22 protein-coding genes and 1 pseudogene are annotated in these 23,654 nt (G+C 60.9%); 5 read left to right on the top strand and 18 right to left on the bottom strand.

The features are described from left to right. Window positions 1–12 precede the first annotated feature (12 nt). Entirely contained in the window at window positions 13–189 is a 177-nt protein-coding gene (locus PHT20_RS16730) for an FMN-binding negative transcriptional regulator (protein WP_366520910.1), read from the bottom strand. Window positions 190–392: 203 nt separating this feature from the next. Continuing rightward, window positions 393–1,775: an aspartate aminotransferase family protein gene (locus tag PHT20_RS07775; protein ID WP_301020064.1), complete on the bottom strand. Its 1,383-nt coding sequence runs from the start codon at window positions 1,773–1,775 to the stop codon at window positions 393–395. Between the two features lie 87 nt (window positions 1,776–1,862). Between PHT20_RS07775 and PHT20_RS07770 the strand changes: the two genes are divergently transcribed. The 3 genes from PHT20_RS07770 (at window position 1,863) to PHT20_RS07760 (ending at window position 4,483) form a co-directional block, all read left to right on the top strand. Beyond that, window positions 1,863–2,795 carry a LysR family transcriptional regulator gene (locus PHT20_RS07770; protein ID WP_301020063.1) on the top strand — a complete coding sequence of 311 codons (933 nt, stop codon included), beginning with the start codon at window positions 1,863–1,865 and terminating at the stop codon, window positions 2,793–2,795. 102 nt (window positions 2,796–2,897) lie between these two features. Next, complete coding sequence (locus tag PHT20_RS07765; protein ID WP_301020062.1) at window positions 2,898–3,194, top strand: helix-turn-helix transcriptional regulator; 297 nt, start codon at window positions 2,898–2,900, stop codon at window positions 3,192–3,194. After that, entirely contained in the window at window positions 3,191–4,483 is a 1,293-nt protein-coding gene (locus PHT20_RS07760) for a type II toxin-antitoxin system HipA family toxin (RefSeq protein ID WP_301020061.1), read from the top strand. Before PHT20_RS07765 ends, PHT20_RS07760 begins: the two co-directional genes overlap by 4 nt. Before the next feature lie 59 nt (window positions 4,484–4,542). On the opposite strand, the gene PHT20_RS07755 is transcribed toward PHT20_RS07760, so the two are convergent. The 15 genes and pseudogenes from PHT20_RS07755 to PHT20_RS07685 all read right to left on the bottom strand — a co-directional run bounded on the left by PHT20_RS07755 (window position 4,543) and on the right by PHT20_RS07685 (window position 19,292). Continuing rightward, window positions 4,543–4,992, bottom strand: a complete 450-nt coding sequence (locus PHT20_RS07755; RefSeq protein WP_300085833.1) for a TA system VapC family ribonuclease toxin — start codon at window positions 4,990–4,992, stop codon at window positions 4,543–4,545. Further along, window positions 4,973–5,278 carry a hypothetical protein gene (locus PHT20_RS07750; protein WP_300085830.1) on the bottom strand — a complete coding sequence of 102 codons (306 nt, stop codon included), beginning with the start codon at window positions 5,276–5,278 and terminating at the stop codon, window positions 4,973–4,975. The genes PHT20_RS07755 and PHT20_RS07750 overlap by 20 nt, the downstream gene beginning before the upstream one ends. Window positions 5,279–5,458: 180 nt before the next feature. Next, on the bottom strand, window positions 5,459–6,277 hold the full coding sequence (locus PHT20_RS07745) for an ABC transporter ATP-binding protein (RefSeq protein ID WP_300085827.1): 819 nt from the start codon (window positions 6,275–6,277) through the stop codon (window positions 5,459–5,461). Window positions 6,278–6,281: 4 nt separating this feature from the next. After that, a pseudogene (locus tag PHT20_RS07740) lies at window positions 6,282–7,268 on the bottom strand (iron ABC transporter permease). 74 nt (window positions 7,269–7,342) lie between these two features. Further along, complete coding sequence (locus PHT20_RS07735; RefSeq protein WP_300087320.1) at window positions 7,343–8,455, bottom strand: ABC transporter substrate-binding protein; 1,113 nt, start codon at window positions 8,453–8,455, stop codon at window positions 7,343–7,345. 43 nt (window positions 8,456–8,498) lie between these two features. Further along, on the bottom strand, window positions 8,499–9,902 hold the full coding sequence (locus tag PHT20_RS07730; RefSeq protein ID WP_300087318.1) for a hypothetical protein: 1,404 nt from the start codon (window positions 9,900–9,902) through the stop codon (window positions 8,499–8,501). A gap of 11 nt (window positions 9,903–9,913) precedes the next feature. Continuing rightward, complete coding sequence (locus PHT20_RS07725) at window positions 9,914–12,097, bottom strand: TonB-dependent receptor (protein WP_300087316.1); 2,184 nt, start codon at window positions 12,095–12,097, stop codon at window positions 9,914–9,916. Between the two features lie 51 nt (window positions 12,098–12,148). After that, on the bottom strand, window positions 12,149–12,784 hold the full coding sequence (locus PHT20_RS07720) for a hypothetical protein (protein WP_300087314.1): 636 nt from the start codon (window positions 12,782–12,784) through the stop codon (window positions 12,149–12,151). 59 nt (window positions 12,785–12,843) lie between these two features. Beyond that, on the bottom strand, window positions 12,844–14,067 hold the full coding sequence (locus PHT20_RS07715) for a methanobactin export MATE transporter MbnM (RefSeq protein WP_300087312.1): 1,224 nt from the start codon (window positions 14,065–14,067) through the stop codon (window positions 12,844–12,846). Between the two features lie 4 nt (window positions 14,068–14,071). Then, window positions 14,072–15,772 (bottom strand): MbnP family copper-binding protein, encoded by a 1,701-nt coding sequence (locus PHT20_RS07710; protein WP_300087310.1) that lies wholly within the window; start codon window positions 15,770–15,772, stop codon window positions 14,072–14,074. Window positions 15,773–15,822: 50 nt separating this feature from the next. After that, window positions 15,823–16,335, bottom strand: a complete 513-nt coding sequence (locus PHT20_RS07705; protein WP_300087308.1) for a copper chaperone PCu(A)C — start codon at window positions 16,333–16,335, stop codon at window positions 15,823–15,825. A gap of 100 nt (window positions 16,336–16,435) precedes the next feature. Beyond that, window positions 16,436–16,882, bottom strand: a complete 447-nt coding sequence (locus PHT20_RS07700; protein WP_300087306.1) for a DUF2946 family protein — start codon at window positions 16,880–16,882, stop codon at window positions 16,436–16,438. A 26-nt stretch (window positions 16,883–16,908) separates the two neighbouring features. Next, complete coding sequence (locus tag PHT20_RS07695) at window positions 16,909–17,427, bottom strand: copper chaperone PCu(A)C (RefSeq protein ID WP_300087304.1); 519 nt, start codon at window positions 17,425–17,427, stop codon at window positions 16,909–16,911. Window positions 17,428–17,647: 220 nt separating this feature from the next. After that, window positions 17,648–18,022: a DUF2946 family protein gene (locus PHT20_RS07690; RefSeq protein ID WP_300087302.1), complete on the bottom strand. Its 375-nt coding sequence runs from the start codon at window positions 18,020–18,022 to the stop codon at window positions 17,648–17,650. Between the two features lie 37 nt (window positions 18,023–18,059). Further along, entirely contained in the window at window positions 18,060–19,292 is a 1,233-nt protein-coding gene (locus PHT20_RS07685) for a phosphohydrolase (protein ID WP_301020060.1), read from the bottom strand. Window positions 19,293–19,968: 676 nt separating this feature from the next. Here PHT20_RS07685 and PHT20_RS07680 point away from each other — a divergent pair. Beyond that, the gene (locus PHT20_RS07680; RefSeq protein ID WP_301020059.1) at window positions 19,969–20,496 is read left to right on the top strand and encodes an adenylyltransferase/cytidyltransferase family protein; all 528 of its coding nucleotides are present in this window, start codon (window positions 19,969–19,971) and stop codon (window positions 20,494–20,496) included. 70 nt (window positions 20,497–20,566) lie between these two features. On the opposite strand, the gene PHT20_RS07675 is transcribed toward PHT20_RS07680, so the two are convergent. After that, entirely contained in the window at window positions 20,567–21,493 is a 927-nt protein-coding gene (locus tag PHT20_RS07675) for a MerR family transcriptional regulator (RefSeq protein ID WP_301020058.1), read from the bottom strand. Window positions 21,494–21,659: 166 nt separating this feature from the next. On the opposite strand from PHT20_RS07675, the gene PHT20_RS07670 reads away from it, so the two are divergent. Next, on the top strand, window positions 21,660–23,654 hold a 1,995-nt coding region (locus PHT20_RS07670), incomplete at its 3' end, for a chemotaxis protein CheB (protein ID WP_301020057.1).

The raw sequence follows: 23,654 nt of genomic DNA, 5'->3' as shown, positions 1-23,654 counted from the left end.
AAGCAGCTATGTTTATCGTAGTTGTTTGGAGACCCATTCAGCCATCTCAGTAGTCTGGTCGCCTGGTTCCTGGCGCAGACCGGTGACCACGCCGTTTTGCACCGTTACCAGGCTGGCTAGCGGGTGCGCAGCAATGGCCGCGTGCAGCACCTCGGGGCGGGTTTCTTCAAAGTGTTTGGGTAGGTACATCAGACAAACTTTCTCAGCCTAAGGTTTTGTTCATGAATAAGCCCTAACCCGGACGAGCCGGAAACGAAGAACCCTGCCCGACTCCCTCCCCCGCTGGGGGAGGGCAGGGGTGGGGGCTGGCATTGCAAGGGCGCTCATCGGTGTCAAGCGCGCCCCCATCCCAACCTTCCCCCAGCGGGGGAAGGAGCTAAACATCCATCCACTCACGCCGTAGTGTTAAAGGTTTCACCCAGCGCATTGATCAAACTGTCCATCTGCTCGGGCGTAGAAATGAATGGCGGCGCCAGCTGGATGGTGTCGCCACCGTAGCGCACATAAAAGCCCTTGGACAGCATCGCCTTGGCAATCTCATACGGCCGTTTGGCCGGCTCGCCTGGCAGCGCGTCAATGGTGAAGCCTGCCGCCAGCCCCAGGTTGCGAATGTCAGCCACGTGCTTGCAACCCTTGAGCGAATGCACCGCGGACTCAAAGTGCGGCGCCAGTGCCTTGACACGCTCCAGCATGTGCTCGCGCACCAAAATATCCAGCGTCGCCAAGCCCACCGCGCACGGCACCGGGTGCGCCGAGTAGGTGTAACCGTGGGCAAACTCCAGCAGGTAATCGGGCCCACCCGTGGCCATGAAGGTGTCGTAAATGTCTTTGCTGGCCAGCACCACGCCGAGCGGTTGCGCGCCGTTGGTGATCTGCTTGGCGCAGTTCATGATGTCCGGCGTCACACCAAAATATTCTGCACCGGTGTAAGTGCCCAGACGGCCAAAGCCGGTGATGACTTCGTCAAAAATCAGCAAGATGTTGTGCGCCGTGCAGATGTCGCGGATGCGTTTCAAATAGCCTGCTGGCGGCACCACCACACCGGCTGAGCCAGACATGGGCTCCACGATGACAGCGGCAATGTTGCTGGCATCGTGCAGTGCAATCAGCTTGAGCAAATCGTCGGCCAAAGCAGCGCCACCGTAGCCGTTGGCTTGCGCCTTAGCGGGCGGCAAGCCGCGGTAAAACGAACCCGCCGGCGGCTGCGTGTGCGGCAAATGGTCAGCGGCTATGCCCTGGCCAAACACCTTGCGGTTGCCGCCAATGCCACCCACTGAAATACCGCCAAAGTTGACCCCGTGGTAGCCCTTTTCGCGCCCGATCAACAGCGTTTTGGTGCCCTGCCCCTTGGCGCGCCAGTAGGCGCGTGCCATCTTCAGCGACGTGTCGGCGCTCTCCGACCCCGAGCCGGTGAAAAACACATAGTCCAGACCAGCCGGTGTGAGTTCCTTGAGCTTGTTGGCCAAGGCAAATGAGAGCGGGTGGCCAAACTGGAATGCGGGCGAGTAGTCCAGCGTGGCCAACTGCTTGCGCGCGGCTTCTACCAACTCGGCGCGGCCATGGCCGAGGCCACACGTCCACAGGCCTGAGAGGCCATCAAAAATGCGCCGCCCGTCGATGTCGGTGTAATACGCGCCCTGGGCGCTGGCCATCATGCGCGGGTGGGCTTTGAAATCGCGGTTGCCGGTGAACGGCATCCAGTGCGCGTCCAGCCAGGCCGCGTCCGTGCGCGGGCGGGTCAGGGCTTGAGTGTCTGGGCTGGCGGGCATGTTCATGGGGCTCCTGGGGGTGCAAAAAAGCCGATTGTGAGCGGCTCTGTTACTCTTATAAATGAACAAGCATCACCATAAAGTTGACAATTTATGCAAGTTAAAACCCGCGCCGCCCTCGGCCAGCTCAGTGACATGGACTTGCGCCTGCTGCGTGTGTTCAAAACCGTGGCCGACTGTGGCGGCATGGCTGCGGCCGAGCTGGCGCTCAACATCGGCACCAGCACCGTCAGCCGCCACATCAAAGACCTGGAAACCCGCTTGGGTCTGCGCTTGTGCCGTCGTGGCCGCGCTGGCTTTGCGCTCACGGCTGAAGGCCAACAGATCTATGCCGAAACCCTGCGCCTGCTGGCCAGTGCCGATGCGTTTCGCAGCCGGGTGGATGAAATTCACCAGCGCATGGGCGGCGAGCTGCATTTGGCCGTGTTTGACAAAACCGCCAGCAACCCGCAATCGCACATTGGCCAAGCCATTGCGCGGTTTGTGGCGCAGGCGCCAGAGGTGGCGCTGCACCTGCATGTGGCACCGCTCGATGCCATTGAGCGCGGCGTGCTCGACGGCCAGTTTCAGGTCGGCATCATCCCCGGCCACCGCACCTCCAAGCTGCTGGCCTATGACGAGCTGTTTACCGAGACCATGTATTTGTATTGCGGTGCGGCACACCCACTGTTTGCCGCTGCGCCCAACGCCGAGCCACTGGATTGGGCGGCATTGCGTGCCCATGCTTTTGCCGGGCTGGGCTACCACTCGCCCAACATGGAGCTGACCCAGCAAGTGGCCTTGACCCGCGCTGCCACCGGCTATGACCAGGAAGCCATTGCCACGCTGATTTTGTCGGGCTGCTTTTTAGGCTTTTTGCCCGACCACTACGCCGCTGACTTTGTGCGGCAGGGGCAGATGCGCGCGCTCAAGCCCGAATGCTTCAGCTACCGCTGCAGTTTTTTCAGCATCGTGCGCGCCTCGCCGCAAGCCAGCCGGGTGACCCAGGCCTTTGGCGCTTGCCTGCGCTGGGCGCATGTTGGGTAGTGCGTAGCACCTTGCGGGCAAAGCCATCAACCCAATAGGTGATTCAAAGATTACTAAATTTGATAATCGTGGTTAAATAGTGATTTAAAGATTACCTCAGCCATGCCCACCCAGCCACCCCAACCCTTGCCAAATCTAGACCATCTCGACCCACTGGTGAGCGCAGTGGTGGCCAAACGCAAGCAACTGCGCTGGAGCCAGGCCAAGTTGGCGCAGGCCGCAGGCATCAGCCGCAGGGCACTGCTGATGATCGAAAAAGGGGGCGACTGCAACCTGAGCACCTTGCGTCGGCTGCTGACTTGCCTGGACATCGTCACGCAGGCGGGCAGCTCTCACCCCCCCACGCTTGACGACATGAATGCCCAAAACGCCAAAGACCGTTTTGGAGGTGCGCTGTGAAGCTGGACGTTTACGTCAACCATGATTTGGTCGGTACGCTGGAGCAAGTTGATCTCAACCGCTATGTTTTTTCGTACCAAACCCATATAGCCAGCAGCCAAATGGTGTCTTTGCTGATGCCGGTTCGCCTTGAGAGCTGGGTTCACTCCGCGTTGCACCCGGTGTTTCAAGTCAGTTTGCCTGAAGGTGCGCTCAGGCAGATGTTGACCAAAAAATTTGCCAAACATTTCGACTATTTTGGCGACATGGAATTGCTCTCGGTGGTGGGGGCGCATTTGGTGGGCCGCATCAAGCTCGCTCCCTATGGGTCGCCCCTGCCAACGCAGAGTCCGTGCGAGGACTTGCAAACTTTGCTCAAAAGCAGCTCGAAAGAAATGGTGGCCCGCTTTCTGGAAGACCATGCCGATTTCTCAGGCGTGTCAGGTGGCTTTCCCAAATTTCTGGCAAAAAGCCCACACTTGGACACGCCTGCGGATCGCAAAAGCACCTTGATTTTTGACCACTGGATCATCAAGTCCAATGACGACGACCATCCTCATCTGATCCTGAATGAATATTTTGGCCTTAGCGTGGCAAAACAAATGGGCTTGCCCGTGCCCGAGTTTCAACTCTCAGAGGATGCCAATCGCCTGGCGATTCGCCGCTTTGATGTGCTTGAGCCCGGTGTCAACCTGGCTTTTGAGGACATGTGCGCGATGCTGGCACTCAATGCGGGCGACAAGTTTTCTGGTTCGGTGGAAAAAATCATCAAAAAGATCGCTGAGTTCTGCCCACTTGAGCAAAGAAGAGCGGCGCTTGAGCAGTTTTACGCGCACTACGTGGCCTGCATGGCCATCCGCAATGGTGATGCGCACCTGAAAAATTTTGGTTTTGTTTATTCAAGCGCCAGCGATGTGCGCTTGTCGCCCGTTTTTGACATGTTGTCCATGTCGGTCTATGCGCCAAGAGCGCAGAACGGCGATGCGCTTGACGCACCGGCCCTGAGTTTTGGGGGTGTCAAGCGCTGGTTTACCCGCAAAAACCTGAAAGAGTTGGCCGACCGGTGTTTTGTTGCGCCCAAGTTTCAAGTTGAGACCCACACCCGTTTGGTCAATGCCATGCTCAGTGTGGGGCAGGATGCGGCGACCCAGGCAGCCCGGTACCCCAGCTTTATCCCGACCGCTCAGAGAATGCTGGTGCTTTGGTCGCATGGCATCGCCATTCATGATGCCGCCGCGGCGCAGCAATTGAAGGTGTTGGCCACAGCGCTTGGCCTTGATGGTCAGCAGCAACAGGCTGGCTTCATATGAAAGTCAGAGCCGCATGCACCCTAGCGCCAAGTGTGCAAACCATGCAAAGCGGTGGCGGCTTACGGCTGCAACAGCGTCAAATCGAGCCCGTGCGGCACAAAGTTTCTGAAATCACCATCCAGCGTCACCAAACGCAAGCCACCGGCTAACGCAAAAGCGGCCAAATAAGCATCCATCCAGACTTTGGGCGATGCCGTGCCACGGCTTGCCAAAGTGCGCCACAACGCAAACACCCCTGGCGTTTCATCACGCTGGCTGCACTGGGGCAAGGCTTGCAATGCGTCGAGGGCGACCAGTGCATCACGGTTGGTCAAGCCTTCTGCGCCATACGTTTTTTGGATGACTGGCGTGGATGCCAAGCGCAAAAAGCTTTGTTGCGTGGCCCGGCAAAACACGGCAGGTTCTAACGGCGTGGCAAGCTGCAAGGCTTGTTGAGCCACCGCATGGCAAGGGTGCGTGGTGAAAACGGCTGCAATCCAGATGTTGGTGTCAAACAGCGCTGCTGGCACGGCCCATATCCTGTTCTGCTTGCGTCTGTTGTTCCAGTGCAAGCAAGTCTTGTGGACGCATTTGTGCCGCGGGTGCGTCGGCACGGCAACGGATGACCGGCAGGCCACCGCCATTGAGCGTCACCATGCCGCCAGGTGACTGGACTGGACTTGGTGTCGTGGCTGACAACCCAAGCCCCTGCCTGAGAAATTCAGCCACCAAGTCGCGCAACGTGCGCCCCTGAATGACAGCACGAAGCTTCATCTCTCGCATCAGTTCATCGGGCAAATCCAGCGTAGTTTTCATGAAACAAGTTTACCAGTTTGCTGGGTTCACAACAAACCTGATTTGATCGACAAGGTGAACATCTGTACGACCCCCACGGTACTAACAAAATGAGATCGCCCGCGCGTGGTGACTCGCCACCCCCGTACCGATTGAGTCGCCACGGGGGGGCAAAGCTGCAGTCCAACTACGTATGAAAAATCAGACTGCAGCGCTTATACCTGTTGCCCAAACAGCCACCGAATCAATAGCATTTTGAGTGCCAAAGAGGTTATTCATAGCCCGCATTGGCACCAGCACCCCGGTGCCGTCGCTGCACCGCAAGGCTTCGGTTTCCACCCCAAAGGCCTGGGCAATATGCGCCACCGTCAGCACCTGGGCCGGTGTGCCGCTGGCCAGCAGGTGGCCGTTTTGCAGCAGCGCCACATCGTCACAAAAGCGCGCTGCGGCGTTCAGGTCGTGCAACACGATCAGCGTGGTCAGGCCGCGCTGGCGCGTCATGTGGCGCACCACCGCCAGCACCTCCAGCTGGTGGCAAATGTCGAGCGCGCTGATGGGCTCGTCCAGCAGCAGCACGGTGGGCTGCGACACCAGCGCCTGCGCCAAAAACGCCATTTGCCGTTGCCCACCACTGAGCTCACTCACATACCGGCCCGCCAGCGCATCCATGTCCAGCATTTGCAACACCTCGCGCACAGCGGCCAGGTCGTCAGGCTGCACTTTCAGTCGCAACTGTTGAATGCGCCCCAGCAGCACCACTTCCAGCACCGTTAACGCTGCTGGAGCCTGCAGGTCTTGCGGCATGTAGCCGATGCTTTGTGGGCGCTCTGCGCCGCCATCAAAATGAACGATGCCACTGGCGGGCAGCAGACCGGCCACGGCCTTGATCAGCGTCGATTTGCCTGAGCCATTGGCCCCGACGATGCCCAGCACCCGGCCTGCACCGGCGCTCAGGCTCACGCCGTGGAGCACCTGACGCGGGCCGTAGTGCACGCACAGGTTTTGCAGCGCAATGGTCATGGCATCACCAGTAGCTGCGGCGGCTGCGCAGCACCATCCAGATGAAAAACGGCACGCCAATCAGCGATGTCACGATGCCAATCGGAAAAATCGCCCCCGGTGAAATGGTCTTGCTGGCCACCGAGGCCAACGACAGCAGCACCGCGCCCAGCAGGGCAGAGGCGGGCAAAAAGCCGCGCTGGTCTTCGCCGATCAGCATGCGCGCCACATGCGGCGCCACCAGGCCGACAAAACCAATGGTGCCGACGAAAGCCACCGCCACGCCAGTCAGCGCCGAGATCAGCACAAAGCTGCGAATGCGCAGGGCGCGCACATTCACGCCCAAGGCACTGGCGCGTGCGTCACCCAGCTTGAGTGCGGTCAGCCCCCACACATCGCGCACCAGCAACGGCGTGCACACGGCCAGCACCGCCAGCATGGTCCACAGCTTGGGCTAGGTGGATTTTTGCAAGCTGCCAAACAGCCAGAACACCACCTGCTGCAGCGACTCGGGCGAGGCAATCATCTGTAGCAGGCTGGAGAGCGCCTGAAACAAAAACAGCAGCGCAATGCCGGCCAGCACCAGCCCCTCGGCGGTAGCGTTGCGCGCGCCACCAATCCAATACACACCGGTGCAGGCGACCCCGGCAAACAACATGGCGTTAACGGCAATGGCATAGGCCTCAGGCACCGGCAGGCTGGCCCCCAGCACAATCACCAGCGACGCGCCAAACCCAGCCCCAGCCGAAATACCCAGCGTGTAGCTGGACGCCAGCGGGTTGTTCAAAATGGTCTGCATGATGCCCCCGGACAAGCCCAGTGCCGCACCCACGGCTATTGCTGTCAAAGCCACCGGCAGGCGGATTGACCAGACGATGGCCTGCACGGATGCGTCAGTCGGGTAGCCCAGCACGGCGCGCGCCACCTGCGCCAGCGGCAAAAATGCCGGGCCGGTGGCGGCATCCAGCAACACGCCCAGCAGCAAGGTGACCAGCGTGACCAGCAGCACCATGGTGCGGCGGTTGGTGGCGCGGTGGAATTCGATGCCGACGGCATCCGTTGCCGCAAGGGTGGTACAGGAACTCATCACTTGATGGGCAACATCCAGGTACCCGCATAAGCCACCGGCAGGTATTTCTCGTGGTAGCGGCGGAAAGAGGCCTCCGGGTCTACATCTTTGAAGGCCTGCGGATACATGCGTTTGGCGATGTACTGCATGGCAACAAAGTCAAACAGGCTGCGCGACAGGCCCGCCTCAATAGCGTGCACCTCGCCGTTTTTCACCGCCTTCAGGTTGGCCCAGCCAGCCCGTTCGGCATAGGGCTTGAGCGAGGCGCGGGTGATCTCCGGGCTGGCCTGGTAGCCGGTTTTGACGGCTTTGGGTTTGTTAAGCCAACTGGAGCCGGTGATGAAGATCAGGTCTGGGTTGTCGGCAATCACCGCCTCGGCATTCACCGGGCCCCAGGGGCCTGGCAGCTTGCCGTCGGCCACGTTGACCGCACCCAGGGAGTTGAGCATCTTGCCCCACATGGTGCCGCTGTAGCTGTTGCCCACGGTGTCTGGCCCGGCCTGGCCCAGCTCCACATAAACGACTTTCTTCGGTGCACTCCCGGCCTGGGCGATGCGGGTCTGGATGTCTTTGTACTCATGTTCGTACAGCCGGGCCAGCTCTTCAGCTCGGGCCTCGGTGCCCATGACCTTGCCGATAGCACGGGTCGAACTGAGGTGGCGCTCCAGCAATTGGGCGTTGTAGTCGATCACCACAATCGGAATGCCCGCCGCCTCGATCTGATCGCGCGCGGTTTGCAGCGACTTGTAGGTCCACTCGGCGATGAACAACACGTCAGGCTTGAGCGCAATCACCTTCTCGGCGCTGAAGGTGTTGTCCTCGGAATGGCCGAAGTCGGGCATGGCTTGCAGGTTGGGGATGACGGCGGCGTAGCGGCCAAAGATCACTGGTCGCCAACCCTCAAATGGTGCACGCGAGATGCCGACCACCTTGGCCCAGTTGTCCTTGCCGGCCACGGCGGTGAATTCCTCAAAGTTGAAGTTCAGCGCCACCCGCTGTACCGGGCTGTTGACCCTGACCTTGCGGCCCAGGGCATCGGTGACTTCAAGGGTGGCAGACCAGGCGCTCAGGGCGAAGATAGCAGCGTAAAGCCAGAAGACGGTGCGCAACAGGCGTTTCAAAAATAGCATGGTATTTGGAATGAGTGGATGGGTGAGTGAATGGAAAAGGGGATCAGGGAAGCCGGGAAATGCTCTGCGCCACCGGATACCCGCCCATGGTGCCAATGCCCGAGTAACCGGTCATGCAGGTGCCACCCATCATGCCCCCGGCAAAGCAGTCGCCGTAGGCCAGTTGGTTGATCTGGGCTTGCGTCAATGGGGCGGTGGGGGTGGCCAGATTCACATAAATGGTGGCATAGGCGTTGCCCACACCACCAGCCGCCGGATTTTTCGCCGCCGGATAGCCGTAGTACAGGCCCTGCGAATTGGCGGCAAAACCACCCTCGGCAAACACGTTCGTGGTATTCAGGGCAAAGCTGGTGACCTTCACACCACCGGCCCCATCGCTGAGGGCAGACAACTGGTATACCAGCGGCACGGTGGTCATCGGCGGGCCGGTCATGGACTCGGTCAACGAGCCGCTCAAACCAGTGACGGTTTGGCTGGTGGAGTTCAGCGTGAACGTACCGGTGAAGATGCTGTCATTGGGCTGGGTGTCGGGCTCAAACCAGCGGGCCGTGACCTTGTACGCCGTCAGCACCGGGGCCGCTGCCGACAAGGCTCCACCGCCCACGCTGTTGCTGGCCTGCACCACAAAGGAATAACCGGCGCAGGTGCTGGGGCAGCTCACCGTCAGGGGTGAAGCCGCGCCGGATGCCGAGAGCCCGGCCGGAACCGAGCTCACGCTGTACTGGCTGATCGGGCTGCCACCGCTGGCGGCCGGGCCGCTAAAGCTGACCTGCACCGTGTTGGCCACTGTGCCCAGGGTGGCTGACACGGCAGTGGGTGCACCGGGCACGCTGGCGGCTGCGGCAGAGCCCGCCACGCTCAGGGTCTGGCTGACCGGCGGTGCGGCGTTGACGCTGGCATTACCCGGCTGGCTGGCGGTGAGGGTGCAGTCCCCCGCCGCCAGACTGGTCACCACACCGGTGCTGCTGTTGACCGTGCACACGGCGGGTGTGCTGCTGCTGTAGCTCACCGCCAGGCCGGAAGTGGCCGTGGCCGATACCGTGGCTGATCCGTACAAAGCCAGCGTGGGAGCCGCGCCAAAGCGGATGCTTTGCACCGGGCTGGCCTGCACCACAAGGTTTTGGCTGGTGGATGTGGCCGGGGCAAATTCATCGTTACCCGACTGGTCTGCCGCAATCACGCAAGTGCCGGCCACCAGGCTGCTGACCAGGCCGGTGCTGGTATTGACGCTGCACAGGCTGGGTGTGCTGCTGCTGTAGCTCACCGCCAGGCCGCTGCTGGCGCGGGCTGACACCGTGGCCGTGCCACCCAGTGCCAAGCTGGGTGCGGTAGTGAACACCAGGGTTTGTGATTTGGCCTGGATGGCCGGGCCACCGCCCCCGCCGCCGCAGGCGGTTAATGTGCTGACAACGGCCAGCGCCGACAGATTCAAGAGAGTATTTTTCATGGTGTTGTCATTCAGAAGCGCAGGTTCAAAGCCACATTCACCGAGCGGCCCAGGCCGGGCACGACCCCACCCCAGGGAATACCCAGGCTGGTCATGGATGCGCCCTGGCCCAGATAAGCGCCGCCCAGCGGCAGGAAATAAAAGCGGTTGAACAGGTTCTCAATACCCAGGTCCAGCCGAAGCTGCTTGGTCTCATAACTGCTGCGCAGATTGAACAGGCTGTAACCGGCGGTGGGCACTTCATTACGCACTTGCGAGACCCGGGTTTTGGCCGCCACCAGTTGCACTTCAGCGGTGCTTGTCCATGCGCCCAGACTGTGCTGCAAGGCCAGTTTGGTGTTGACTGGCATGATGTTGTGCAAGTTGTCACCGGTGGTCTGGTTGCTGCCGTTCACAAAACTCAGCACCCCGCTGCCCTTCAAGCTGCTGCTCAGCTGCAGCTGGCCCGACAAGTCCAGGCCATGCAGCCGGGCCGACTGGTTGACGTATTGCAGGTTGACAAAGCCGCGGGTAGCGCTGAGGTTGGCCGCACCACCACACTGGCCGATGGCGCAGCGCTGGGCATCAATGAAGTCCTGCACCCAGGTGACATAGCCTGTGGCCTTGAAGCTCCACTGGGTGGTGTCGGCAGCGTGCCAGTCGCCGCTGGCGCTCAGGGTGTGGGCTACTTCGGGTTTCAGGTTCGGGTTGCCAACGTAGCCATTGCCGTCGCCGACAAAGTTGTTCATCAGTGTGGCCATCGGTTGGGTTGACCAGGGGTAGCGCTGGTACAGGTTGGGCGAGTGGGTTTTACGGGCCAGGCCAAGCTCAAAACTGCGGCTGTCTTCTGGGGTGTAGCGGGCCAGGGCTGTGAAGTCGAGGTTGTTGTCGCTGCGCTGGCGGTTTTGCGCGTTGAAGGCCGCCGCATCGGTGGCCCAGATGGCCTGGGCGTTGTAGCCTTGCACCGGGCCTGCGTCGGTTTTCACCGATTCGCTGCGCAGGCCGATCAGGCTCAGCCATTGCGGGTTCCATTGGGCTTCCCATTCGGCAAAAGCGCCGAGCCGGTCGCGGGTGCCGTAGTCCACATTCCAGAAAGTGCGCGGGCCCATCACCCCACCGGCTTGCGGCCACCAGTCGTACAAGCTGTAGGTTTGGGATTCCAGCCCGGCTTTGACAATGTCGCGCTCAGACAGCACATAGTCGGCTTGCAGCAGCGCCCCACGGGTTTTGGCGCTGGTGTTCATCGGCATGCCAAGCAGCCCGTAGCTGAAGCGGTCTGGCCCCATGTTCATGAAATGTTCGGTGTTCTGGCCGTAGGCCCGCGCCATCAGCTTGCCCCAGTCAAACTGGCCGGTGTAGCGCAGGTTGAGCTGGGTGCTGTTGTTACCGGTCATGTCCATGCGCTGGTTGGGGAAGCCCTCAAACGGCAGGTGTTGGGTGCCCACGTTGAGTTGCAGCAGGTGCGGGCCTTGGCGCAGGGCCAGCCCGAGGTCGTGGTTTTCGGTGGTGTAGTGGGTGGAGGCCACTTCATTGGCCGCCAGCCAGGGGCCACCGGCTGTACCTGGGCCTGCGGTTTTGAAGTCAGCCCCGGCGCGGTAGTTGGCGGCTTTGGCGCTGGCCCCGCTGTACGTCAGGCTCAGGTTTTGCCCGATGTAAGTGGCCCCGGCGTTGAGCCCGCTGGCATTGCCATTGCTGCGGTAAAACGTGCCAAGCGTGCCCCTGGCGGTCACTGTTTCGGCACTCTGGGAAAATTCCGGCGGCGCAGAATTCACGGCAATCGTGCCACCCAGGCTATCGCCGCCGACACTGACCGGGGTGATGCCGGCAAACACCGTGATGCTGCCGACGCGGGTCGGGTCGATGTAAGACAGAGCCGAATTCATGTGGTTCGGGCAAGCCGCCACCAAGTCCATGCCATCGACCTGAATGCGCAGGCGGTCATCGGCCAGGCCGTGGATGGCGGGCAGGCTGGAGACACCGCCTGCGCCATACAGGCTGATGCCGGGAATGTCTTGCAGGAGCCGGGCACTGTCGCTGGTGGCGCCGCGCTGGGCGCTGAGGCTGGCAGCGGGCGTTGTTGTTGCGCCCAGAGGCGAAATTTTGTCCGCTGTGACCGTGACCTCACTCAACACCTTCACTTCTTGAGCGGCAATGGCAAACGGCAGAGAAGCCAGCAAGGTGGCGATGGTGGTCAGGCGAAAGTGGGGCATGTTCATGGAGATGTAGCTGTTTATGCGTTTCGGGTCAGGCCGAAGGATGGCGAGGCATCAGGCGGTAGCCAACTGGCTGCGCTGCAAGGCCGAGCTGCTGGTCATGCCCGGGATCAGCGCCTGCGCCCTCAGCGCCAGGCTGCTGAAACGGGCTTTGTGCGGTTTGCGGTCTTGCAGGTAGTCCAACTGGCGCATGCTGCTGAATACGCGTGACACGGTCTCGGGCGCGGCATCCAGAATGACCGACATGTCGGCCAGATTCGGCAGGGCGCAGTCGGCGGTGTTTTGCACGTCATGGTTGACGCTTTCGGCAAACATCAGCAGCAGGCATTTGACACGTTGCGACACCGGCCCGGTGCGCAGGCTGACCACCTCACGGCAGCGCTGGTGTGCCAGCACCACGGTTTCCATCAGCAAGGCCATCATCTCGGCCCCTTCGGCCTGCACCGGCTCCAGGCACACGGGGGTCAGGGCCCGCATGGCCAGGCTGTCATCGGTGCCAACCCATTGTTCGACCCCAATCACATCACCGGGCAGGGCCAGACGCATGAACCGGCTGGCCTCGTCACCCATGGCACTGTCGATGCGCAACGCGCCCGACTGCACCCGCCACATCTGCTTGAGGTCTTGCTTGGACATGGCTTCTCGGGCGTTGAGCATGCGGTTTTGTGATGGACTGGCTGAGTTGTTCATGATCTCTCCTTTTTACATACAAAATTAGCCTCTAGCGCTTGATATACATGCGCAAGCAGCTATTGTTTCGCTAGTGATTGCTGGGCTGAGGGTGACGTGGTTTTGAACGGATCTGCGAACCTGGGGTTGTTCAAGAACGCCTGATCGGTCAGGGTTTTCAGAAAGGCAATGAGGTCGGCCTGCTCGTCTGCGCTCAGCCGGATCTTGTCCAGCCGCGCATCCTTGAACGGGTTCTTGCGACCATCACCCTGGTTGGGCCCGGACGTGATGTTGCGCCCGCCGGCGGCATAAAACGCCAGCACATCTTGCAAGTTGGCCAGCGTGCCGTCGTGCATATAGGGTGCAGTGACTTCGATGTTGCGCAAGGACGGTACGCGGAATTTACCCATGTTGGAGGCCTCTTGCGGCAAGACAGCAATCACACCAGGATTGTTGTCAGGGTAAGCCCCTTTGCCATCCACGTTGTACAGGCCGGTGTTGTGAAACGGCTTGTCTGACAGCGGTGAAGCGATGGACACCGTCTGGTCAGAGAAGTTGAAGCCGCTGTGGCAGCTTGAGCATTGCGCCTGCTCGCTGAAAAACAGTTTGCGCCCGCGCTCTTCGGTGTCGGTCAAAGTGGCTGAGCCCGCTTGGGCCTGATCGAAGCGTGAGTTGCCGGAGATCACGCCGCGCTCAAAGGCCGAGATCGCCTTGATGATGTTCAGGTAGTTGATCGGCTCACCCGGAAAAGCCTCTTTGAAGCGGCGTTGGTAGTCGGCATCGTTCTGGAAGCGGGCCAGCACGGTCGCCTTGTTTTCGTCGTTGATGCCCAGCTCCACCGCCAGGTTTTCGACAAACATCGGTACACCGGCCTGGATTTCCAGCGTGTACTGCGAGGGGTTGGCCCAGGTCAGCGTGGGGTAATAAGCCACGTTGGCAATACTCATCGCGCCGCGCGAGGTGAGGTCGCCGGTGGAGCCGGTGGCTACCGCCTTGCCATCAGTGAAGGCCAGATTCTGAAAATGGCAGGAGCCGCAGCCCATGCTGCCGTTGCCCGACAAGCGGGTGTCAAAAAACAAATGGCGACCCAACTGGAACTTGGCCTCGGACATCGGGTTGTCAGCAGGCACCAGCGGCTCAGGAAAGCCCTGGGGCAGGTTCCAGCGCCAATCGCTGTTTGCAGAAATTGACGCAGCGGGTGATTCCTTGGCCAGAAACGGCGAAGGAATCACCCCAAGCGCCAGCAGGCCAGCCGCTACGGTGGTAGCGGCCAGCCCGACCAAGGTCAGGGCTGGCTTGTTCATCGGTTTACTTGACGCTGAAGATGGTTTGCACATCCGCACCGCTCAGGGTACGACCTGCATTGGCACCTGTCAGCCCCAATCCAAAGGCCTTGAAGATGGGTGCACATTCGGGGTCAGTGGTACCCGACATACAACCACCCGCACCACCCCCTTCATAGGTCAGGTCGGAATTTTTGAACAGCTTGGCCACATCCAGCAGCACGGTGTTGCTGGCAGTTTTGAAGCCATCGAACTTCACGCCAAGACGGTTGGCATTGGTGCAAGCGGTCTCGGTTCCGGCCACCGTGGCCGGGTTGCCGACACAGCCGGTCGAACCAATGTGGGTGTTCACCACGGCGGTTGACCCCACCGCACCGGCAGCGAATTTTTTGGCAGCGGTATCAGGCTGGAAATCCACCTTGAAGAACTTGCGCCCTGACTGCCAGCTCCAGTTCATGGCCAGGTTTTGCAGTGGTGCAGGGGACGCGGTGTCTGCCGCATTTCCGTGATTGAGCTTGGTGCTCAAGTCAGCCGAGCGCACCGGCACACCCACGGTGAAGGAGATACCGGTGTAAGTGCCCGGAACCACCTTGCCGGTGATGGCGGTTTTGTAAGCGGTGCTGCAAACCGGCGTGCCCGTGGCCGCGGTGTTGTAGCCAAAGTCGAGCAGCGCCACGTTTTTGGACTGGCTGGCATCTTCGGTCAGCACCAGCGGCACGGCGTTGCCCGCAGCATCCCACAGCAACACGTTGGAGATGTAGAAACGCAGGTCTACAAACTTGCCAGAGGTGGTTTGTGTCACCGTGGGGTTGGCAAGCAGGGTGGCTGCGGCCGGTGTGGCGGCGGTCAGAGGGGTCTGATCCCAACGTTTCAGGTTGGTCAGTGTCAGCGCATCACAGGCCTTGATGGATGTTGCGCCATTGACCGCGTCAAAATTCACCGTGACCGCTTGTGATGCCGTACCGGTGGTTTGTTTGTTGGCCAGTGTGGCACTCACGGTATTGAAATCTTCCACGCCGACCACAGGTACGCTGGCCGGAGCAGATGCGCTGGATGCCGGTGCGGCAGCAGGCACGGCTTGTTTGGCCATGGTCAGTAACACGCCTTGCAGGTCTTTTTTCTGAGCAGCTGTTCCGCCGCCGATGGCATCCGCGTTGTTTTTCAGGCTCTGCGTGATCATCTGAGCGCGGATATGGGCGCTGGCATCCGGCTTGGCAATGTAGTCAGCCAGAGGGTCGGTCGTGATACCCAAAGCCGTTTTCACATTGGCCGCAGCCGATGCCGCGCTCAGCGCCGGCGCAGCTTGCAGCTCCTGGTGTACCAGTGAGCTCAAAGGGGTGACGGTGCTGTTGCCCTTGGGGGCGGTCAGCACAAAGGCTTTGCCCACGGTGCTGCCAGGAAAGTCAGAATCGGTGGCGGTGGCGGGCACTTCGGCCACTACCGGGAAGGCCGCCACATCGGCCGCCGTGACCCCGGAGATGGTGTAAGCGCCGCCCGCACCCGTGGTGGCCGAGGGTTCACCAGCATCACAGACCATGTTTTCATTTTTGTCGAGGCAGACTTTGGCACCCGTCAGGTAACCATCAGCCACCACGCCGGCCAGGGAAACGGTGGCTACGGGTGTGGTGGTAGGAGTGGCCGTGCCACCACCGCCGCCGCCACAGGCGGTCATTACGGCAGCAGCCATCAGGCTGAGGGTGAGGGTCGGTTTAAAGATGTGTGTCATTTGAAAAATCCAGTAGATAAATGGAAAGAGATAAAACGTCTGTTCAGGACTCAATGGGCATGCGCGGCTTCCCGCGGCGTTTGCACCCAGACCTTGACGGTCTTGCTGCCAGCGTGTTCAAAGTTCAGCGTCAGCTCAAACCGGTCGCCGTCTTTCAAAGGCGCTTTCAGACCTATCAGCGTGAGCTGGTAGTCACCGGTGTGGCGCAGTTTGGTGACGGTTTTGGCGGGCAGCTCAATCACATCGAGCTGTTTGCCGCGCAAGCCACCAGCATCGGCTTTCAGGCTGTGAAGCTCCACTTTGGCTGCAACAGGTGTACTGGCACTGAGCAGCTTGTCTGCTTGGGTACCGGCATTGTTGATGCCGCGCAAATAGGCCTTGCCATGTGGTTCACCGGCTGCACTGGGCACGGCGTAGGGGTGATCGAGTTGCAAGTCACCCGCCGCCGTACCGTGGGCATGGCCGATCGTAGGCAGACTGGCCAACCACATCAGCAAGCCCAAGGCGAGGCCGATGTTGAGCTGGGTCATCCAGCGCAGCAGCGCAAGTTCAGAAAATTTCATCATGGCATCCTGAGTTCATGGTCAAAAAAGGCGTGCTCGGAGCAATGCGCCCCGCACCCTGCAAACCTTGGCGGTAGCAGCCAAGGTGACATATGAAAACTCAGAGTGCGGGCGGGCCGCGGGGATGCGCTGCCGCTGTGATTTGGGCAGGCAAAAAGCTGGGGGAGAAGAACTCTGGCACCACGGCATGGCCGGGTGAGATCAAAAATAAAACCTGGAGCTTTGTGGGCGGGGCCAGGCTCTCGGCCATCAGCAGGCAAAACGGGCAATGCTCCAACGTGGCTGGTAACACAGGCTCGCCCAAAGGTGTTGAGGAAGCCGGGTCAATCGGTACAGCATCGGCCACGGCCAGGCTGGCAGGCAACGCCATCCAGCGTGGCCCGTTGGTGGTACAAATTTCAACCAGTCCCGCCTGAGTGCCAGCTCGCGCCCATTGCAGCGCGTGTGACACGGTGGGGGCCAATGCGCCAAACAGCGCCAGCCACACGGCCAGCCACAGCACCCAGGGGCTGCGGGCCAAGGCTTGAGGCTGGCGGGTGGGTGTCATGGCTTCAGGCGGTCAATTCAATGGGATCAGGGTTTGGCCGCCGGTTTATCGCCGTGCATGTTGTGCATGGAGTGATCCATGGCCGCAGGTTTGCCCATGCCAGCGGGTGCACTCATGGCCACTGGCATCTTGAGCTCTTGCTTGCTTTCCACGCCCTTGGCATCTTTGAAAATCAGCGTCACGGGCACGCTGCTGTCTTTCATCAACGGTTCTTTCAAGTCCATCAGCATCACGTGGTAGCCACCGGGTTTAAGTTCCACGGCTTTGCCCGCAGGCAGCTCCAGGCCGCCTTTAAGCTCGGCCATCTTCATCACGCCGCCGTCCATCTTCATTTCATGCACTTGCGACACCCCCGCAACGGGTGAACTGGCTCCCACCAGTTTGGCCCCGTCTTTGGCGGTCAGGGTCATGAAGGCCCCGGTGGCCATTTGGCCTTTGACGGTGGCGCGCGCCCAGGCATTTTGCACCTCGACGGCGTCATGCGCCAACGCGCACAGGGTGGTGGTGGCCAGCGCCACAGCGGTGATCAAAGTTTTGAGTTTCATGGTTTTTCCTTCAGGGTGATAGGGTCAGATTGACCGGGTTGTAAATGATTAAGGGCTCTAGCGCTGATGAATAAAGCGCAAGCAGCTATTGATTTGATATCTTGCAAGCATCCATGACGTGTGGCGGCCTGTTGCTGATGCAAAACACAAAATCAGCCTCTAGCACTGGTGGAATAAGCGCTAGTAGCTCTCATAACCGCAGCATGTGCGGCAGGGTGAATCAGGCTTGGGGTGGGCCGCGCGCGGGCAGCGGCGCAGCGGTCAGGGCGGCGATGCGTGCCGCCGGAATGCTTTGCAGCACATGGCTTAAAGCGTGTGGCGGTTCAACCGTGAGAACCACCACCGGGGCGGGCGCGCCGCCCACCAGGCAGAGCGGGCAAAACAGCGCGTCAGCGCTGTCAGACGTGGCCGCGGTGGTGACCGTGCCGTCGTCTGCCAGCACCACCTTGAGCATGCCCGCGCCGGTGCAAATGACCAGCTCGTTGTGCGGCTGCACCATGGGCGAGGCCACGGCCACACCCAGCGTCAAAGCAAACCACAGCAAGGCCAATTTGGCCAGCCAAGGTGTGTTGCGCAGGGTGTGCAAGGGGTTCATGGGGCGCGATTATAGCAGCAAGCCACTGCCGAGTGGTTCACCAAGGCCGGTCCAGCGCGCTGGGTTTGGTCAGCGCCAGCAGGCGATCGAGGTTGTGGTTGATCTTGACCTCGCGGTGCGGCACGCTCGCCACAATGCGAAATTCGGCCTGGCTGGTTTCGCGCAAGATCGGCTCGCCGGTGGGCATGCCCTGGCGGTTGATCAGCACTGCCACCCTGGGCATGGTGGTGTTCAGGCCGCGTTTGACCACAATCGCCACCTCGTTGGTGGTCAGGCGCACATAGGTGCCGGGCGAGTAAATGCCCACCGCTTTGATCAGCGCCGCACCGGCTTCGTCAATTTCGCGGTGCTCATCAAAATAGCACGACTGCATGGCCGAGGCCGGCGTGCCCGGCGCGCGCGAGGCACGGGGCGAGAGCCGGGCGGCAAACATGTCGGCGCGCTGAATCAGCCGCGCCAGCCGCTTGCCGGGCGTGCGTTTGGCCAACGGGCCGGGCACTTGGGCGCGGTGGTTCAGCACCGCCTCCAGCCACAGGCGGTCGGCCACGCCCATTTGCTGCAGCATGTCAACCGAGCGCGGAGCATGGGTTTCAATGCGTTTGATCTGCTCGGGCGTGGGCGGCTCAATTTGCACCGTCAGGCGGTCATGCAGGTCGGTCATGCCGATGTTCATGGTCAGCGCCGCGCTGCACAGCGATTTGATCTCGTCTTCAGGCCACTTCAGCACCTCGCGCGCGGCCACCATGCAGACCACCGCCACCAGCAAGGCATGGGTGGCGCTGTAGTGGCGGGTTTCGCTGCCAGCAATGTTGATCAGGGCAAACAGCGTGCCGTCGGGGTTGCGCTGGGTGTATTTGTCGAGCGCGGTTTGCAGCCGCTCCAGCCGGGGCAAAAAGCTGTCGCCCTGGGTGTCGCGCAAAATGCCGTGCGCCTGGGTTTGCAGGTCGAGCCAGTCGGCATCGTCTACAAAGTCAGCCGGGTTGGGTTTTTTCAGGCCATAAGAGGCCATTTGCACATCTGCAATCTGGCCAATGGCGCGGTCTTCCATCACCAGGTTGTTGAGCCGGTTCACATAGGCACGGCGAAAGTTGTCAGACTGGTCAAAGTCAATGTAGATGTGCTCACGCTTGCCCAGCATCACCTGCAGTTCAAGCCGGTTGTTGACCAAAAACCCCTTGTTAGCCAACAACGTGCCACCCTCATCACGCAGCGCACACGGCAGCGGCTGGCCAACCACGATGGAGTCAATGTTGATGGGGATCAGGTTCATAGGGGTCGGATTATGCCAAGAGGGTTGTTTTTGGATAGAGCGGTCAGTCGGATGCGATTCAAAGTCGGGTGGTTTTGGGGGTCATGGGTCATGGGTCAGGGGTTCAGGGTTTTGGGTGGAACCCGGCAGGGCGACTGGGTCAGGCGCATGCGGTTTTGGGGTGAAAGCACGCGCGGGGCGGGCGGATCAATACACCAGCACCTTCTTCGCGCGCATTTCACCCCAAAGCCCGGTCGCCTGACCCAATCACCCTGCCTCACGTTGCTGGTACTCCGTTATTTATAAGAAAACAGCCTGTAGAGCTTGTATTACATGCTTAAGTTGCTATTATTTTTATTTAACTCCCAGTAAAAAATTCAGTTCTGCACACGTCGTGGCCACACAGATAAGGCGTGGTGGTTGGGTCAGGTGACCGGGCTTTGGGGGAGAAGGCGCGCGAAAGTGGTGCCTGCGGACTTAGACCTCCGCCCCGCGCGTGATTCACCCCCAAAACCGCATGCACCTGACCCAGCCGCCGCGCCGTGCCAGAGTGACCACACCACCAGCCGTGCCAGAGTGACCACACCACCAGCCGTGCCAGAGTGACCACACCACCAGCTACACCACCAGCCACACCAAAGTCACCCTCAATGCAGACAAGCATAAGCGCCCAGGCTGAGCTGATAGCATCAAGCACATGCCCAAAAAACCCTCTGTTCATACCTTTAACGGCGCGCCTGCCCAGCCCCCCAGCCTTCTGCAAGCCAAGCTGTGCCAGCCGCAAGATTTGCCGGCCCGGCTGGCGCAGCTGCCGCGCCCGCTGGTGTTTACCAACGGCGTGTTTGACGTGCTGCACCGCGGCCACGTGATGTACCTGGAGCAAGCGCGTGCGCTGGGCGGCAGCTTGCTGGTGGCGCTCAACACCGATGCCTCGGCGCGCCGCTTGGGCAAGGGCGCCGACCGGCCGCTGAACAACGAGATGGATCGCGCCTGCGTGATGGCCGCCCTGACCAGCAGCAGCTTGGTCACCTGGTTTGACGAAGACACGCCGCAAGCGCTGATTGCCCTGGTGCGGCCTGACCTGCTGGTCAAAGGTGGCGACTACGACATGGCCACCCTGCCTGAGACCGCGCTGGTGGCGTCATGGGGTGGGCGCGCCCTGGCGCTGCCGTTTGTGGCGGGCTACTCCACCACTGCGCTGGTGAAAAAAATCCGAAACTTTTAAGCCAAATTGGCCTGTAGCGCTTATAAATAAGGCATAAGAAGCTACAAATTATGTAGCTATATGGCGCAACTCACAGAGTCTGCGCCAAACTCAACCAGTGGCTCACAGCCCCGGTGGTGTCCTGAAAAAGGGTGACATTGGCAGCTCTGGGCAGGGGCAATGCGGCGCAGCCCTGCCCGCCCAGCCACAGCGCGCAACTGGCGGGCAAACCCTGCACCAGCTCGGCCACATAAGACGTGAGCTGTGCCACTGGCATGCACACACTGGCTGAAATCGCCACCACGCCCACCCCAGCCTCACGCACCATGCGCAGCACCTCGGGCGCGGGCAGCTGGCTGTCGAGGTTGATGCACGGGGCGCCTTGTAACGCCAGCTGCGCCTGCAGCGCCAGCAAGCCCAGGCTGTGCAGCTCGCCGGGTGGCGTGGTCAGCAGCACCTTGGGTGGCCTGGGGTGCAGGTCGGGCAGCGGCAAGGCACGCTGCACCAGCGCCCGCAGTGTGGCGGTGTAGTGGTGCTCGGCGGCAATGCTCAAGCGCTGCGCCTGCCAAGCTTGCCCCACTGCCGCATTGAAGGTGGGCATCAAGTCGGCCACAAAAGTGTTCAAGCCATGGCTGTCAAGCTGGGCTTGCAACAAAAGGCGCGGGGCGTCCAGGTTTTGCCCGGGTTGCAAGCTCGCCAACAGCGCCTGCGTGGCCTGCGTCAGGGTGTGTGGGCTGATGGATTGCGCCGCCTGCACCGCGTGGTGGTCTAGCCGCGCCTGCAAGGCCGCCAGGGGCATGGCCACCAAGGCGCTGGCGCGCAGCCCGCAGGGCAGCAAGCGGCTGATCAGTGCTAGTTTTTGCATCTCCGCGCCGCTGTAGTGGCGCTGGCCACGCGCGCCCCGGCTGGGCTGGGGAAAGTTGTAGCGCAGTTCCCATTTGCGCAGCAATTCCCGGCTCAGGCCGGTGCGCTGCTCGACTTGAGCCTGGGTAAAGGCCGGATGCTTGATCTGTGTCATGTTTTGATGATTGTCCAGGACAATGTCTGCGAACCGCGATAATAAGGCACAGAGTGCTCTCATTATTAAAGCGATATTGCAGCTGATTTTGACGTTTTCAGCGCTTCAAGTGTGGTGTGGATGTGCTTCAAAAGGGCGGGTTTCAACAGCGTCAGAAAGTTTTTTTATGTGTTCCAAACAAGTTCCAGGGCTGCACGGTGGTGTGCCAGCCGCAGAGTCACCCGCGCACGTGGTGGCCATTGGCGCCTCGGCCGGCGGGCTAGAGGCGCTGGAAAAACTCTTTGATGGTCTGGCTTGCGACTCGGGCGCCACCTTTGTCGTCATTCAGCATTTGTCGCCCGACCACAAAAGCATGATGGCCAACCTGCTCTCGCGCCACACCGCCATGCCGGTGGTGATGGTGGAGCAAGACATGCCCATCGAGCCCAACCGGGTTTACTTGATTCCGCCTGGCTCGATCATGCACATGGGCGAGGGCAAGCTCACCCTCACGCCCAAAAACCCGCGCACCCTGACGCTGCCCATCGACGTGTTTTTCAAGTCCGTGGCGCAACACTATGGTGAGCATTCTGTGGGGGTGGTGCTCTCAGGCACCGGCTCAGACGGCACGCGCGGCGCCTCGGCCATCAATGATGCGGGGGGTTTTTTGATTGCCCAAGCGCCCGAAGATGCCAAGTTTGACGGCATGCCGCGCTCCATCATTGCCACCGGGCTGGTCGATGCCATTTTGCCGGTGGGGGAAATTGGCGCGCGCGTGCTGGCGCACATCACCAACCAGCCCATTGTGCAAGCCGCCGTGGCGCTTGAAGAGCCCGCCGCGCGTGCCCTGGCCATGAGCCCTGAGGCCGCTTTGAACGGCATCTTGCGGCTGTTGCTGCAGCTCGGTGGCATTGATTTTCAGGAATACAAAACCGGCACCGTGATGCGGCGCATTGAGCGGCGCATGAATGTGCGCCAGGTGATCTCGCTCGATGCCTATCTGGAGCTGCTGGGCAACGACCGCAATGAGGTGCTGGTGCTGCGCCGCGAAATGCTGATTCCGGTCACCAGTTTCTTCCGCGACAGCGAAGCCTTTGAGATTTTGGGGCGGCAAATCATCGAACCCATGGTGGCGCGCAAACAGGGTGGCGACACCATTCGGGTGTGGGCTGCGGCGGTGTCCACGGGCGAAGAGGCTTATTCCCTGGCCATGATGTTTTTGGAGGCCTTTGACCAACTCAAACGCTGGCCTGCCCTGAAGATTTTTGCCACCGATGTGGAGCAGCAAAACGTCGAATTTGCCGGTGCCGGCACTTACCCCGAGTCGATTGCCGCCGAGGTTTCGCCACAACAGCTGGAGCGGTTTTTTGTCAAACGCGGCAACGGCTTTGTGGTCAAAAACGAGTTGCGCCAGTGCATTGTGTTTGCCCGCCACAACATGCTCTCAGACCCACCCTTTACCCGCATGGACTTGGTGGTGTGCCGCAACGCGCTGATTTACTTCAAAGCCCAGGCGCAAGAGCGCGCCTTGCGGCGGCTGCAATACGCCTTGCTGCCGCGTGCTTTTTTGTTTTTGGGCTCCAGTGAGTCGCTCGCTGAGCTGCAAAAAGACTTCACTCCGATCAGCGCCAAACACAAAATCTGGCAAATGCTCAAGCCCCTCAGCCAGCCGCTGGACGTGGTCAAAGGCTCAGGCTACGGCTATTCGCCCACCCTGGCCAGCAGCAGCGCCAGCAGCCGCAGCACGCGGGTGCAGCACACCGCTGTAGAACAAGGCTTTGCCGCGCTGCTGCATGCCTTTGCCCCACCGGCGGCCATTTTGATCAACGCACGCCAGGAGCTGGTGCACTCTTACGGCGCGGTGGCGCGGTTTTTACAGCTGCGCGAAGGCCATGCCAGCCTGGACATCAACCGCATCTTGCCCGAGCCGCTGGTGCCGGTGGCCGTGGCGCTGTTGTTCAAGTCTGGGCGCGAAACCGTCAGCGTGAGCTCAGACCGGCTGCGCTTTACCAACCACGAAGGCCAAGTCGAACACGTGCGCTTGAGCGCCTGGCCCGTGGAAGAGTTTGAGGGCGAACGCCTGACCCTGCTGGCCTTTGAGCAACTGCAAGCCCCGGCCGCGGCCGAGGCCATCACCGCCATTGACGTTGACTCTGAAACCGCCGAGCGCATGGAGCTGCTG

The sequence above is a fragment of the Rhodoferax sp. genome, assembly GCF_028715765.1.
Lineage (GTDB): Bacteria > Pseudomonadota > Gammaproteobacteria > Burkholderiales > Burkholderiaceae_C > Rhodoferax.
Note: the sequence above shows the minus strand (reverse complement) of the source record. Positions and strands in the feature narration are given on the sequence as shown.